Genomic DNA, 13191 nt, shown 5'->3' on the forward strand with positions numbered 1-13191 from the left:
ACTGACTGATCAGTAAGTACGGTAACGAATGAATACGGAAACGTCCACCGAGATAATACGGGCGACGGGCCGGGCCCTCTGTGAACACGGCTACGCCAACCTCACGATGCAACGCATCGCGGAGGAGTCGTCGATGACGACGGCGGCGATACACTATCACTTCGACACGAAAGAGGAACTGTTGAACGCGCTCCTCGACGACGTGGTCGACGACTTCGAAGAGCGGTTGGCCTGTGACGGCGGCGATCCGCGGGAACGCCTCGCGGCGTTCTTGGATGCGGTTTTCACCCCATCGATCGACCGCGCCGACGAGTTCCCGGTCGCGATAATGGAACTGAAATCGCAGGCACCGTACCACGAAACGTATCGGAAACGATTCATCGAACTGGACGAGGCGATGCGTGCCGTCGTCGCGACGATAGTCCGCGATGGGATAGCGGACGGCCATTTCGACGACGCCGACCCGGACGAAGTCGCTCGCACCGTCAGCACGATATTCAACGGCGGGCACGTTCGAAAAGTCGCGCTTGGAGAAGGTCACGAGGAAACCCGCCGAGCGGTCGAGCGGTATCTGGAACTGCGACTCGCGTGGACGCCGGAGGTGGCGGCATGAGTTTCTTCAAGGGACAAGAGGAACTCGACCTCACCGAGGGCGGTATCGTCAAGCCGCTCCTCTACCTCTCGCTTCCCATCGTCATCACGAACCTGATGCAGACCGCCTACAACCTCGCCGACACGTTCTGGCTCGGCCAGTACTCGACGGAGGCATTGGCGGCCATCTCGTTCGGGTTTCCGATGGTGTTCCTGCTCATCTCGCTGGGGATGGGACTGTCCGTCGCGGGGAGCGTCCTCGTCGCCCAGCACACGGGAGCGGGTGAAACCGAGCAGGCCGAGTACGCGGCCTCGCAAACGGTCACGTTCGCGTTCATCGGGTCGGTGATTCTGGGAGCGGTCGGCTATCCGTTCGTCCGACCCTTCCTCAAATTCCTCGGGGCGTCACCGAGCGTCCTTCCGGGTGCGACCGCGTACATGCAGGTCGTCGCGCTCGGCCTGCCGTTCATGTTCGGCTTTTTCGTCTTCATCTCGCTGATGCGCGGTGCGGGCGACACGATCACGCCGATGGTCGTCATGTTCGGGACGGTCGTCATCAACGTGATCCTGGACCCGTTCCTCATCAACGGGTGGACGATCGGACCGCTCGCGTTCCCCGAAATGGGTATCCAAGGGGCGGCGATCGCGACCGTCTTCTCCCGAAGTCTCGCGATGCTCGTCGGCCTCGTCATCATGGAGTCCGGGAGGCGCGGCATTCAGATCCATCTCTCGGACATGAAACCCGACTTCCAGTATCTGCGGAAAATCCTCTCAATCGGCGTCCCGGCGAGCATCGAAGGGACCGGCCGTGCCCTGTCGATAAACGCGCTGTTGCTCGTCGTCGGCCTGTTCTCGACGTCGGTCGTCGCGGCGTTCGGCATCGGAACTCGCGTCTTCTCGGTCATCTTCCTTCCCGCGATCGCCGTCGCTCGCGGCGTCGAGACGATGTCCGGCCAGAACATCGGTGCCGGAAAGTACGACCGCGCCGAGCAGGCGAACTACGTCGCCGCCAAGGGACTGTTCGTCGTCCTCGCGCTCGTCGGCGTCCTCATCTTCCTCGTCCCGACGCCCATCGTGGGCGTGTTCACCGACGACCCCGCCGTGCTTTCGGAAGGGACCACGTTCCTCAGGTACGTCGCGCTGTCGTTCGGATTCATCGGAATCATGCGGGCGTTCACCGGCGGCTTCCGCGGTGCCGGCAAGACGATGGTCGCCGCAGCCATCTCCATCATCACCCTCGCCGGTATCCGACTGCCGGTGGCGTACGTCGCCTCGCAGTTCCGGTTCGACATTCCGTACGCCCAGTACGTCTTCGGCGTCAGGGGGATCTGGATAGCGTTCTTCGTCTCGAACGTGGCTGGAGCGGGTATCGCGTGGCTCTGGTTCCGTCGCGGAACGTGGCGCGATAGCGACGTTCGAGGGGCACCGACTTCCAAGGAAATCGAAGCGGAGGACGTCGGAACGGACGACGTGGACCCGACGACGAGCGACGACTGAGCAGGGATACGTCCGAAATCGGTTACGTGAAGGACGCCGGACTCATAGCTCGACGGAGAGGAGTCCCGAGAACGTCGAACGATACGAATCGCGACAGTGCTACTCCTTGGGAGCATCCCGAAGGGGTTTCACGAGTCTATGCGGAGGTTCGATCGGCGAGTTCATCCACTTCCTCCAAGTCGTCCGGAACCAAGACCAACCGGAGACGCGGGCGCCCCACGTCGATAGGGACTTTCTCGGTTTCTATCAGGCCTCGGTCCTCGAGTCGGGTTTTGGTTCGCGAGAAGGTCGCCTTACTCGCCACCCCCGTATCCTCGCCCCACTTGCTGATATCGTAGAGCAACACTTCGTTGTTCGCCGCGACCAACAACGCGATGGCGACTTCGTCGAGTTCGTCTTCGTCACCGGGAATCGTTTCGACCGACTCGACGACCATCATGAAGTCGTCCCCGGCGTTGGAACCGATTTCCTCGCGGAGCGTCTCCTGAACCCGCGAAAGCGGGGGCGTTCGTAGATTGAACGCGTCCCCATCGTCCCAGTCTTCCATGAACGTCGTCCGCACGTTTTCGACCAATTCGTCGTCCGCCGAGCGCATCCCCGTCGTATTCGAATCCAACGTGACGACGGTCACGACTTCGTCATCGCTGACGATCAGCGAACTCCGCGCGATGTCGGTGGTCGTCCGGAGTTCCAGGGAACCACGGTCGATCAAATCCGCCACGTGACTGGCGAGGATGAAGTCGTCCAACGAATCTTTGAGGACGTCCGGCGTGGCGAGCACCTGCATGTCGGGAAGATCGCCATCGAACGAAGACGCCGTCAACATCATCGTTCGAAAGACATCGTGTGCGGGATTCACGATGAGCACCGAGTCGGTGTCTTCGAAAAACGAGTCGATCATATCGGTGAACTCTTCGTCGAGTACGGTTGCTTCTGCGGACATACAGTTGTACACGGGAAGGTGTTCTATTGTTCCACGCCCATTATTACTCGAAAGGTGAGCCTGAAATCAGAACTGAAGCGGGGAGAAACACCGGGAAGAACCGATCGGACGTATTTTTCATATGTTTAATGTTTCGTACCATTTGATTTCGATGGATCGGCGTCCCCATCGATATTTCGTCCTCGTTTCTCGCTCGATATTCCGGACTCCGATTCTCCCTACTTTTTCTCCTAAAGCGATTCTACCGACGTACCCGACGTATTCAGGGAGGGCCGTTCGGCGATAAAATAACGATATTTGCTATCGGTATTCTGGTGTTTCCCGGAAATAAGGTGCCTAAACTCCATCCGTAATAGTGAACTTAATCGGACAGTACGAGACCCCATCCCGTCGTGAGACGCTTTGGCTACCGTTTCGTACGTTGAATTCGCGTTTCGGCCGATATGAAAGCCATTCCGTCACCGGAGGACCGAGGGAAGTGTCGTTCGACAGGATTCGAGCAGAAGAGATCGTTGCGGCGTGTTTCCGTACGACAGCGGACGGGATGCGCTTAGCGACTGATCGCGGACATCCCACCCTCGAACAACGCGAAGTTGACCACCACGTACGCGCCCAGTAGGAGTATCGCGAGTACGGAGAACGCCACCGACAGCGTGTGCTGATCCGACGCGGAGATCCCCAAGCGGTCGCCGATCCATCGGGTGGCGAACACGCCCGCGAAAAGGACCGAGAGGCCTATCGCGGCGACCCACCCGCCGCCCAATACTGACACCGGAACGAGCAGGAGGCCGTACCCGAAGAGTAGTAACCCGACGAAGATAGCTACTACTGCTGCGACGCTGAACGAACCACCGGATGTCGTAGTGTTGTTGGTAGTCATTCGAATAGGATGGACACCGAAGAGCATAATCATTGCGTGATAATCGATGCTCTATTTATCGTGTCGGTTCGGGAGAAAGAACGGATGCGAACGTCCGACTTCGCTGACTCGAAGGGAACCTCTCGTCGTGGATGCGAAAAACCGGCCGTCTCACGCAACGGGACGTTCGGCGGGAGCGTCATTGCTGGTCGTCTCACCGATATCACCCTCGTCGGGAGTGTTGAGTTCGGTGTACGCCCTCGCGAGCACGGCGGTCGAGAAGACCGTCGTGATGGCGCTCGCGGCCTGCGCGAACACCAAGGCGACGACATCGCCGACGAAACTACCGCTGGCGAGGTCGCCGAAACCGAAGGCGATGGTGACGAGTATCGTGAGGAGTATCACCGCGACACCCAACACGAGGAGGTTGAAGCGGTAGCCCCTCGTCAATCCCCAACTGCTGCGGAAGGCTTTGACGAAGTTCTGGTCCTCGACGGCCACGTAGACGGTCCAGAACGCCAACGTCACGAGCAGGAAGATGCCCGGGACGATCAGCGCGACGAGACCCAACGCCACGATGATACCGAAGACTATCATTCCGATGAAGACGTTGACCGCCGCCCAGACCATGTTTCGGGTGAAGAACTCCCTGGGGAGGCGTTCGGTTTCGTCGCTCACGAACACGCGAATGGCCGCGATACTCACGACCAGTAACGCGATGCTCAGGACCACCGAGACGAGACCCGCAGCGAGCGACGGGGCGAGTGCCGTCGGGGTCGCTCGGACGCTGACACCCACCACGCCGTTGACGACGGAGATGACGAAGATGATGCCCACGAGCATGAGCCCGTTTCGCTTGACAGTTCGTCCGTACCCTTGCTTGAGAACGTTCGTAATGTTGATCGGCATAATCAAGTATAGAACGTCGTCTGAGAGGATATACTCGCCGATTAGTTCTCATTGTACGAGATACATGCCCCCCGGGCGTGAAGTTATCGTCTCCGAACACGTTCGTGTCGTCCGGAACGTCGATTCGGCGTGACGGAGAAGACGACCGTTCGGAGCCGTTCCACAACCGTTGTATCGTCTGGCTCGGTACGAACCGGTAGTGAGACGCCGTCTGTTCGGAACGCTCTGTGGGTTGGTCTTCCTGATGAACTTCGGGCGAACCGTCTTCGCGCCGTTGCTCGAACCGTTGGTGGTCGCCTTTTCAACCGACCAAGCGACCGTCGGCGTGTTGATATCGTTGGTGTGGCTCGGAACCGCCGTTCCGCGAATTCCGATGGGATACGTCCTCACCCACGTCCCTCGTCACCGAGCCGTTCTCGCGACGGGCGTCCTTCTCGCCGGTGCGTCGGGACTCATCGCCGTCGCGGATTCGCTGGCCGTGCTTCGAGTCGGGACGTTCGCGCTCGGCGTCGCCAGCGGAGCCTACTTCGTCGCCGCCGTCCCGCTCATCGCGGAACTGTTCCCGGATTCGGTCGGACGAACGGTCGGCATTCACGGAGCGGCTTCCCAACTGGCGGCGGTACTCGCACCGACCATCGTGGTCGGCATTCTGTTGGTCGCCTCGTGGCGAACGGTGTTCGTCCTCCTCGCCGCGGGTACCGTCGTCTTCAGCATCGTCTTCGCGAGCGTCGTTCGAGGGTCGCAAATCGCCGACGAAGCCACCCCCGACCGCGCGTTTCTGTCCGCGGTCCGGGCTCACTGGCGACTCGTCACAACCGGACTCCTGATGGTCGGCGTTGCTGGGTTTCTGTGGCAAGGACTGTTCAACTTCTACGTCGTCTACCTCACCTTCTCGAAGGGGATTTCGACGACGACGGCGAACCTCCTCCTCACCGTCGTGTTCGCGGCCGGATTACCCGCCTTCTGGTTCGGCGGACGGCTCGCGGACCGTCTCCCGATAGTCCCCTACATTTTGGCGATATTGACGGGGTTCGTCGTGTCGGTGGTCGCACTCACCGCCGCACACGGCGTGGTCGCCGTAGCGGTCGTCTCGGTCGCCATCGGATACGCGATACACAGCCTCTTTCCCGCCTTGGACACCTACTTCCTCAACACCCTCTCGGACGAGAATCGCGGCGTGGTCTACGCCGCGTTCACCGGTCTATCCCTGTTGGTCGAGGCGAACGGGACCGCCGTCGTCGGACTGTTGACCGACGCCGGATATCGGTTCGACGCCGTTTTCCTCGCGCTCGCGTCGCTCGTCGCTTGCGTCATCCTCGTCCTCGCGGGGCTGTATTCGACGGGACGACTGCCCGAGAGTTCGGAGTAAGCCGGCTTCGTTCGTCGCACGGTCGAGTTTCGCCGCGGCGCTCGGACGGGTTCCGAGCGTTTCGAGAATTAACACCCCGTTTCGTCGGTCGAATCGTGACCGAGGGTTTCCGAGCCGAACCATCGGAACGACTCCAAACTCACCGAAAACACGTCGTGTGCGCTGGAATGTCGAATCGCGTACGCGGTCGGATACCAGCCCGCGTTCGGAAACGTCGGCGGCATCTTGATAGGCTTCCTCGTTTCGGTGCAGAAACCACGAAGGAACGACCGTGTAATCATCGGCTCGAAGAAGATGACTTCCCCGTCGAACGTACCCCAGAGGAACGTGTGGGTGAACGGGTCGTCGTTGAACTCGGGGGCCGTCAAGTCCATCAAATGGTTCCCCATCCCCGGTTCGACGGCCCCGAGCGATTCGTAGTCCGGCGGCCGCTGACGCGGCGGCAGCGGTTCCGTCCCGCGTCGCAGCGTTTCACAGGTGACCGCGGTCTCGGCCCTCGGACAATTCCCGTTCCTGATTTCGGAGCGCTTCGCTCGTGGCATCAGGTAGAAGTGGAAGTCGAAGTGCGGGACGGCGTAGACGTCCGGCGGCGGATGCCCGGCCGGATTCCAATTCAGCATGAACCACCGGAACGGTATCGGTACGTCCGACGTCGGAAATTCGAGAACGGTCTCGTGACCGCAACACGGCGCTTTCCCGTCCGGAACGTCCCACTTCCCGTCGGTCGGTGCCGTAGGAAGGCCCTCCAAGGTGTCGGCGGTGAACTGGACGCCGACGGAGAGCGGCCGTTCGGAACCGGTGTGCGTCACGAAGGTCCGAATCGTCCCGTTTCCCACGGCGACGGAACGACCCCAAGCGGTTTGCGTCGGCGGAAGACCCGCTTCGGTCGACCGTTCTCCGGGGAGCGGTGTCGCGCCCGGTATCTCCCTGCCGAATGTGGTCGCTTCGGTTCCGCTGGCGACGTACGAACCCGCGGTACCCGTCCCCAGTGCTTTCAGAAGTCGGCGGCGGTTGAGCGGCATTTGCCATTCGGTTAACGGGACGGCCCTACGTTATTCTTTATGCGTGGACAGCGCTACCGCGTGATTGTTCGAATACCACTCTCGACTCGGCGGGATTCGAGCGACACCGTATCTTCAAGATATTTCCCGTGATACGTCCACGCATGCAGATTGCACTCATCGCACACGACGAGAAGAAACCCGATCTGGTCGAGTTCGTACGGAACAACATCGACCAACTGTCGTCCGTCGACTGCATCTCGACCGGAACGACCGGGAAACGAATCAAGGAGGAAACCGACCTCGCGGTCGATCCGAAGGAGTCCGGGCCGCTCGGCGGGGACATGATAATCGGTGCTGCGGTCGCCACGGGTGACTGCCACGCCGTGATATTCCTCCGCGACCCGCTGACCGCTCAACCGCACGAACCGGACATCAACGCGCTCCTGCGGGTGTGCGACGTTCACGACGTCCCGCTGGCGACGAACCTCGCCAGCGCGAACGCGATTATCGATGAGTTAGTCGGAGAGACGTAACGGTTCCGGGGTGAGATATTCCTTGATATATCCCTGCCCTTTGGCATCCTCCACACGCCTAACGGCGCGAGAATCCTCGCGCTTTAGCGCGGGGGGAGATGTCAACCCACGGTGGATTTCACCGGAAAGAAGCAAGAATTTGTATCCAAATACGAAGAAAATAGACATTCATGGGATTGTCAAAATTGTTTTGTAGAATCGACTCGAACACCATTTCATGGGACGATACGGAGACTTAAACTACTCGAAATTCACAAAGACAGGATTCTTCCTCGGTGTTTCATTTCTCGTGGTCGGTGCTCTCGGTGAACTCATCGGAACGTCATTTTACGGATCGCTGCCAGCATGGGAAAATATGTTGTTCACCGATCTCGAAATACTCGGCATCTTGCTCGGTCTTCTCTCGCCGTTCGTTTTCAGCATCTTCCTACCGCTGACTGAATGAAGCGATCTAAGAGATACCAGAGGAAGACCGGTCAGATGACGCCCTCGTCGGACAATCGCTCGATGTCCGCCTCCGTGTACCCGTACTCGAAGAGGATTTCCTCCGTGTGTTCGCCGAGGAGCGGGGGATGCGCCCGAACGCCCGTCGGCGTCTTCGAGAGGTGCATCGGGCTCCCCGCCATTTCGACGTCGCCCGCGGTCGGATGCGAAACCGACCACTGCATGTTTCGCGCGGCCACTTGGGGGTTGTCGAAGACGTCTTCCATGTCCTTGACGTCGCTCGCCGGGACGCCGTGGTCGTCCATCGTCTCCAAAACCTCTTTCGTGGTAAACTCCGCGAACGTCGGTTCGAGGAGCGCATCGAGTTCGTCGCGGTTCTCGACGCGCGAGGCGTTGTCGTGGAACCGGTCGTCGTCGACGAGGTCCTCGCGGTCGATTGCGGCACAGAACTTCGGCCAGAGGTTCGGCGACGGAACCGCGATGACGACGTACCCGTCCGCCGTCGGAAACGCCTGATACGGAGCGAGAGTGGGATGTTTGCTTCCCATTCTCCCCGGTGCTGTCCCCGTCGCGAAGTAGTTCGACGCCATGTAACTCATCCACGCGACCTGACTGTCGAGGAGCGAGACATCGACTTTCTGTCCCGTCCCGTCGCCGAGTTCGCGTTCGAGCAGCGCGGCGAGGATGGCCTGTGTCGCGTACATCCCGGCACCGATATCGGCGATGGCCACGCCCACGCGAACGGGCGACCCATCCGCTTCGCCGGTGATGCTCATCAGACCGCCTTCGGCCTGCATGATGAGGTCGTACGCGGGTCGGTCCCTGTCCGGTCCCCACTCGCCGTATCCCGAGAGCGCACAGTAGATGAGGCCGGGGTTATCCTCCCGGAGCGTCGGATAGTCGAGTCCCCACTTCCCCATCGTCCCCACTCGGAAGTTCGAGACGACGACGTCGGCCTCGCTCGCCAAATCGCGGAAGATCGCCCGTCCGTCGTCGCTCGAAAGGTCGAGCGACATCGAGCGCTTGTTGCGGTTCACGCTGAGGTAGTAGGCGCTCTGGTCCGACTCGCCGTAGGTCGGCGGGTGCCACTTGCGCGTCTGGTCGCCGGTTCCCGGTTGCTCGATTTTGATGACGTCCGCGCCGAGGTCCCCCAACTGCATCGTACAGAACGGACCGACGAGGACGCGGGACGCATCGAGAACCGTGAGTCCGTCGAGGGGACCGGTCTCCGTCGCCGGTCGGTGAGCTTCGCCGACCATCCGTTACGGCCCCCCCGTCGAACTCGCACTCCGTCGCCATTCGACCCGTCCACCGATGAGAAGCGTTCGGGCGTCCGGACGCCCGTTCTGGGAGGGACGATACTCGGCTTGTGGAACGGTATCTACCACCATCGTAGGACACTGTTCGAAGATACCTCGGTAAACAGTTTCGATGAAACCGACCTGTGAAACTTTCACGCCGTACGCCGGTTCTGACGCGATAGTCCCGGGTGAAACGACCGATAGAACTGCAATCAGCCGTGTGGACGTCGTTTTGGGAAGAATATACTCGCAATTGGTATTGAAAAATGATAAGATTTTAAAAATATTATGTTGGGTCAATAGATTTATTATGTCCACTTTTGGTTCTTTGGTATGGGTAGCGGTAATCAGAGCCACGGCATAGACAGGCGTACGTTTCTCGCATCGAGCGTCGGAATCACGGCGGCCACGATGGTGGCGGGGTGTTCCGGTGGACCCGCGAAATCGGGAGGGTCGAAGAATTCCAGCGGTTCCGGAGGGGGCGGAACCCAGTTCGTCTCCATCGGAACCGGCGGTACGGGTGGAGTCTACTACCCGCTGGGCGGTGGAATGGCGGACATCATGAACAAGAACCTCGATAACGTGGAGGCGACGGCCGAATCGACGGGGGCGTCCGTCGAGAACTGTCGACTCGTGTCGAGCAGCGAGATGACCATGGCGCTCGCGCTCGGTAACGCCGTCCTCCTCGCCGTCGACGGGAAGGGCGATTTCGACAAGGCCCTCGACCTGAAGGCGGCCTTCGGTGCGTACCAGAACAGCACGCAGGTCATCACGACGAAGGGGTCCGGTATCGAGACGATTCCGGACATGAAGGGAAAGAAAATCTCGGTGGGCGCTCCCGGGTCCGGAACCGAAGTCATCGCGAGGGAACTGCTCGGCTACTTCGACATCACCTACAAAGACATCGACGCACAGCGCCTCTCGTTCAGCGAAACGGCGACGGCGATGCAGGACGGACAGGTGGACGCCGGTTTCTGGTCGGTCGCCTATCCCGCGTCGTCGATTCAGAACCTCGCCAGTCAACGCGACATCGCCTTCGTCGAATTTCCCGAGAGCGATCTGAAGAAGATCACGTCGAAGTTCGACTACTACTCGAAAAGTACCATCCCGGCGGGGACCTACAAGGGCGTCGACCACGAGGTCAGCGTCCCCGGCGTGACGAACACGATGATCGTCAAAAGCGGCATGAGCGAAGACTTCGCGTACAAGTTGACGAAGGTCATCTACGAACACCTCGACGCGCTCGAGAAGGTTCACCCTGCGGCGAAACAGTTCGAGGGTACTGCTCGCGCCGCCCCGATAAACCTCCACCCGGGTTCGAAGAAGTACTTCGACGAGGCGAATCTCTAACGTGAATCCATGCGTAAGCGCCTCGTAATCGGTCTGATCGCCTGCGGGTTGGTCGTAGGTGCCAGCGCGACGATGGGGGTCAGCGTTCTTCGTATCCGAAACGCTCAAACCGGCGAGACGGTCGGCGTCGAGCGAATCGACCCGGGTCAGGAGTTCGCCATCGAGTACGTCCATTCGTTCAACAAGACCCCGATTCACGAGGTGTACGTCATCCGCGACGGCGAAATCGTCCAGACGCGGGAGGAGTTCGAGTACTTCGCCATCGGCCTCGAATACACCGACCGCGACCAGGAACGCGTCGGGAATTTCACCGTCCTGCACATGAACCGGACGTTCGATTCCGTCCCGATTCGAGTGGCGACGTACACGAATCAGTCGCTCGTCGTCGGGGACGAGGAAACGCCGCTGACGCACTATGCGGACCGGTGGGACACGCTCGAACTCTCCCCGGAGCACATGTCGTACCTCGAATATCTCTCTCACAAAGCGACCGCACAACTATGACAGAAACTATCGAATCGGACGCATCCACGGCCGGGGAATCGGAAACGAAGAAAGCGCGTGAAGTGACCGGAACGGCCCGGTATCTGGCGATGGCCGTCGCCGTCATCGCCGGCGTCTATCACGTGTACACCGCCGGGTTCGGAACCCCCGGCGCGTTCATCAACCGACCGCTCCATCTCGCGTTCGTCACCGTCCTCGCGTTTCTCCTGTTCCCGGGGCGAAGCGGGGACACGGAGGGAGTCCCGTGGTACGACTGGCTGTTGATGGTCGTCTCGGTGCCGAGCATCCTCTATATCGCCTACGCCATCGAATTCGGAACGTTGGCGAGCCGATCAGGGGATCCCCTCACGCGGGACATCGTCTTCGGCGCGATCACCATCCTCGCCGTCCTCGAAATCACGCGCCGCGCGACCGGACTCATCCTCCCGATGATCGCCTCGTCGTTCCTCCTCTACGCCTACTACGGCCGGTACATGCCTCAGCCGATAATCCACCGCGGCTACACTGTCGAACGCATCATCTCACACAGTTACCTCACCACGGAAGGCATCTTCGGCATTCCGCTGGGCGTGAGCGCGACGTTCGTCGTCGTGTTCATCATCCTCGGCGCGTTCCTCGAAGTGACCGGCATCGGCGACTGGTTCATCGACCTCGCCTACGGCGCGACGGGGCGAACGACCGGCGGCCCCGCGAAGACGTCGGTGATGGCGAGTGGATTTCTCGCCAGTCTGAACGGGAGTGCGGTCGCCAACACCGCGACGACGGGTGCGTTCATCATGTCCTCGTGGACCGGAATTCCGTACGTGACCATCATCGCCGCGGCGTCGATTCCGGCACTGCTCTACTTCCTCTCCATCGGCGCAGCGGTCCACTTCCGCGCGAAGCGGGAGGGACTCGAAGGAGTGCCCGCGGAGGACCTCCCCGACCCGTGGAAGCTGCTCAAAACCGGCTTCCATTTCCTGATTCCGCTCATCGTCCTCGTGGTCCTGCTCGTGCAAGGGAACTCCGCGATGAAAGCCGCGTTCTACGCCATCGTGCTGACCGTCATCGTCGCGATTCCGCGCGACCGGGCGACGGAGTTCGTTCGCGCTCTCGGAAACGGTGACACCGAGACGATTCGTTCGCTCGTTCACGGTGCCTGCTCCCTCGGCGTTGCCGCCATGGAGCGCGGAATGCGGATGACCATCACGGTCGCCGCGGCCTGTGCCACCGCCGGACTCGTCGTCGGGATGGTGACGCTTACCGGTCTCGGCCTCAAGTTCAGCACGCTCATCACCAGCCTCTCGGGCGGCGTCCTCATCGTCGCGTTGATCCTCACGATGCTGACGTCCATCATCCTCGGAATGGGACTCCCGACGACGGCGGCATACGTCGTTCTCGCCGCACTTGGCGCGCCGGCCCTGAAGCAGATGGGCGTCGAACTGATCGCCGCCCACCTGTTCATCTTCTACTTCGGAATCATCTCGGCCATCACGCCACCCATCATGTTGGCGGTGTTCACCGCGAGCGGAATCGCGGAGTCACACCCGTGGAAGACCGGACTGACCGCGCTCAACCTCGCCGCCGCCGGGTTCCTCGTCCCGTACATGTTCGTCTACGGGCCACAGCTCCTGCTCATCGGTTCGACGACGATGATCGTCATCAGTGCGACGACCGCCATCGTCGGAATCCTCGCGCTGTCCGCCGGAACACAGGGGTACTTCTACACGTCCGCGAGCTACCTCGAACGAATCGCGCTGGTCGTCGGTGCCGTGGTTCTCATCGCGCCCGGTCTGTTGACCGACCTCGCCGGGTTCGCCATCATCACCGCCGTGTTCCTCAAACAGTACGTGGTGAACCAACCGCCGGAGATTCCGACGCCGACCGGCGTCGACTGATCGTTTCCAA

The 13191-nt window shown here is 60.7% G+C and carries 14 protein-coding genes; 8 read left to right on the top strand and 6 right to left on the bottom strand.

The window, feature by feature from the left end; translation table 11 throughout:
• The first annotated feature begins 28 nt into the window (after positions 1-28).
• The gene (locus LJF34_RS16825; protein ID WP_231186459.1) at positions 29-613 is read left to right on the top strand and encodes a TetR/AcrR family transcriptional regulator; all 585 of its coding nucleotides are present in this window, start codon (positions 29-31) and stop codon (positions 611-613) included.
• On the top strand, positions 610-2088 hold the full coding sequence (locus tag LJF34_RS16830) for an MATE family efflux transporter (protein WP_231186460.1): 1479 nt from the start codon (positions 610-612) through the stop codon (positions 2086-2088). Before LJF34_RS16825 ends, LJF34_RS16830 begins: the two co-directional genes overlap by 4 nt.
• 136 nt (positions 2089-2224) lie before the next feature.
• On the opposite strand, the gene LJF34_RS16835 is transcribed toward LJF34_RS16830, so the two are convergent.
• The 3 genes from LJF34_RS16835 to LJF34_RS16845 all read right to left on the bottom strand — a co-directional run bounded on the left by LJF34_RS16835 (position 2225) and on the right by LJF34_RS16845 (position 4799).
• On the bottom strand, positions 2225-3031 hold the full coding sequence (locus LJF34_RS16835; protein WP_231186461.1) for a DUF5821 family protein: 807 nt from the start codon (positions 3029-3031) through the stop codon (positions 2225-2227).
• 550 nt (positions 3032-3581) lie between these two features.
• Positions 3582-3911 (bottom strand): hypothetical protein, encoded by a 330-nt coding sequence (locus tag LJF34_RS16840; RefSeq protein ID WP_231186462.1) that lies wholly within the window; start codon positions 3909-3911, stop codon positions 3582-3584.
• A gap of 150 nt (positions 3912-4061) precedes the next feature.
• Positions 4062-4799 carry a hypothetical protein gene (locus LJF34_RS16845; protein ID WP_231186463.1) on the bottom strand — a complete coding sequence of 246 codons (738 nt, stop codon included), beginning with the start codon at positions 4797-4799 and terminating at the stop codon, positions 4062-4064.
• A 199-nt stretch (positions 4800-4998) separates the two neighbouring features.
• Between LJF34_RS16845 and LJF34_RS16850 the strand changes: the two genes are divergently transcribed.
• The gene (locus tag LJF34_RS16850; protein WP_231186464.1) at positions 4999-6168 is read left to right on the top strand and encodes an MFS transporter; all 1170 of its coding nucleotides are present in this window, start codon (positions 4999-5001) and stop codon (positions 6166-6168) included.
• A 68-nt stretch (positions 6169-6236) separates the two neighbouring features.
• Here the strand turns inward: LJF34_RS16850 and LJF34_RS16855 are convergent, their stop codons facing one another.
• Positions 6237-7190, bottom strand: a complete 954-nt coding sequence (locus tag LJF34_RS16855) for a hypothetical protein (RefSeq protein WP_231186465.1) — start codon at positions 7188-7190, stop codon at positions 6237-6239.
• A 143-nt stretch (positions 7191-7333) separates the two neighbouring features.
• Between LJF34_RS16855 and LJF34_RS16860 the strand changes: the two genes are divergently transcribed.
• Both LJF34_RS16860 and LJF34_RS16865 read left to right on the top strand, forming a co-directional pair.
• A complete protein-coding gene (locus LJF34_RS16860; RefSeq protein WP_231186466.1) occupies positions 7334-7705 on the top strand; it encodes a methylglyoxal synthase in 372 nt (123 codons plus the stop codon).
• 217 nt (positions 7706-7922) lie between these two features.
• Complete coding sequence (locus tag LJF34_RS16865) at positions 7923-8150, top strand: hypothetical protein (protein WP_231186467.1); 228 nt, start codon at positions 7923-7925, stop codon at positions 8148-8150.
• A gap of 31 nt (positions 8151-8181) precedes the next feature.
• Here LJF34_RS16865 and LJF34_RS16870 read toward each other — a convergent pair whose 3' ends face one another.
• Together LJF34_RS16870 and LJF34_RS29010 are read right to left on the bottom strand one after the other, a co-directional pair.
• Positions 8182-9408 carry a CoA transferase gene (locus LJF34_RS16870; protein WP_231186468.1) on the bottom strand — a complete coding sequence of 409 codons (1227 nt, stop codon included), beginning with the start codon at positions 9406-9408 and terminating at the stop codon, positions 8182-8184.
• A gap of 3 nt (positions 9409-9411) precedes the next feature.
• Entirely contained in the window at positions 9412-9540 is a 129-nt protein-coding gene (locus LJF34_RS29010; RefSeq protein WP_255666179.1) for a hypothetical protein, read from the bottom strand.
• 243 nt (positions 9541-9783) lie between these two features.
• Here LJF34_RS29010 and LJF34_RS16875 point away from each other — a divergent pair, with 243 nt between their 5' ends.
• Genes LJF34_RS16875 through LJF34_RS16885 form a run of 3 tightly spaced genes read left to right on the top strand, consistent with a single transcriptional unit; the run spans position 9784 to position 13181 of the window.
• Entirely contained in the window at positions 9784-10800 is a 1017-nt protein-coding gene (locus tag LJF34_RS16875) for a TAXI family TRAP transporter solute-binding subunit (protein ID WP_231186469.1), read from the top strand.
• A 9-nt stretch (positions 10801-10809) separates the two neighbouring features.
• Positions 10810-11304: a DUF1850 domain-containing protein gene (locus LJF34_RS16880; RefSeq protein WP_231186470.1), complete on the top strand. Its 495-nt coding sequence runs from the start codon at positions 10810-10812 to the stop codon at positions 11302-11304.
• Complete coding sequence (locus LJF34_RS16885; RefSeq protein ID WP_231186471.1) at positions 11301-13181, top strand: TRAP transporter fused permease subunit; 1881 nt, start codon at positions 11301-11303, stop codon at positions 13179-13181. Before LJF34_RS16880 ends, LJF34_RS16885 begins: the two co-directional genes overlap by 4 nt.
• Positions 13182-13191: the final 10 nt, after the last annotated feature.

Source organism: Haladaptatus sp. DYF46 (assembly GCF_021083305.1).
In the GTDB taxonomy this organism is placed as follows: Archaea; Halobacteriota; Halobacteria; order Halobacteriales; family Haladaptataceae; genus Haladaptatus.

Coding starts and splice junctions, on each gene's coding strand:
- LJF34_RS16825 (WP_231186459.1), top strand. CDS start 29: ATGAATACGGAAACGTCCACCGAGATAATACGGGCGACGGGCCGGGCC.
- LJF34_RS16830 (WP_231186460.1), top strand. CDS start 610: ATGAGTTTCTTCAAGGGACAAGAGGAACTCGACCTCACCGAGGGCGGT.
- LJF34_RS16835 (WP_231186461.1), bottom strand. CDS start 3,031: ATGTCCGCAGAAGCAACCGTACTCGACGAAGAGTTCACCGATATGATC.
- LJF34_RS16840 (WP_231186462.1), bottom strand. CDS start 3,911: ATGACTACCAACAACACTACGACATCCGGTGGTTCGTTCAGCGTCGCA.
- LJF34_RS16845 (WP_231186463.1), bottom strand. CDS start 4,799: ATGCCGATCAACATTACGAACGTTCTCAAGCAAGGGTACGGACGAACT.
- LJF34_RS16855 (WP_231186465.1), bottom strand. CDS start 7,190: ATGCCGCTCAACCGCCGCCGACTTCTGAAAGCACTGGGGACGGGTACC.
- LJF34_RS16860 (WP_231186466.1), top strand. CDS start 7,334: ATGCAGATTGCACTCATCGCACACGACGAGAAGAAACCCGATCTGGTC.
- LJF34_RS16865 (WP_231186467.1), top strand. CDS start 7,923: ATGGGACGATACGGAGACTTAAACTACTCGAAATTCACAAAGACAGGA.
- LJF34_RS16870 (WP_231186468.1), bottom strand. CDS start 9,408: ATGGTCGGCGAAGCTCACCGACCGGCGACGGAGACCGGTCCCCTCGAC.
- LJF34_RS29010 (WP_255666179.1), bottom strand. CDS start 9,540: ATGGTGGTAGATACCGTTCCACAAGCCGAGTATCGTCCCTCCCAGAAC.
- LJF34_RS16875 (WP_231186469.1), top strand. CDS start 9,784: ATGGGTAGCGGTAATCAGAGCCACGGCATAGACAGGCGTACGTTTCTC.
- LJF34_RS16880 (WP_231186470.1), top strand. CDS start 10,810: ATGCGTAAGCGCCTCGTAATCGGTCTGATCGCCTGCGGGTTGGTCGTA.
- LJF34_RS16885 (WP_231186471.1), top strand. CDS start 11,301: ATGACAGAAACTATCGAATCGGACGCATCCACGGCCGGGGAATCGGAA.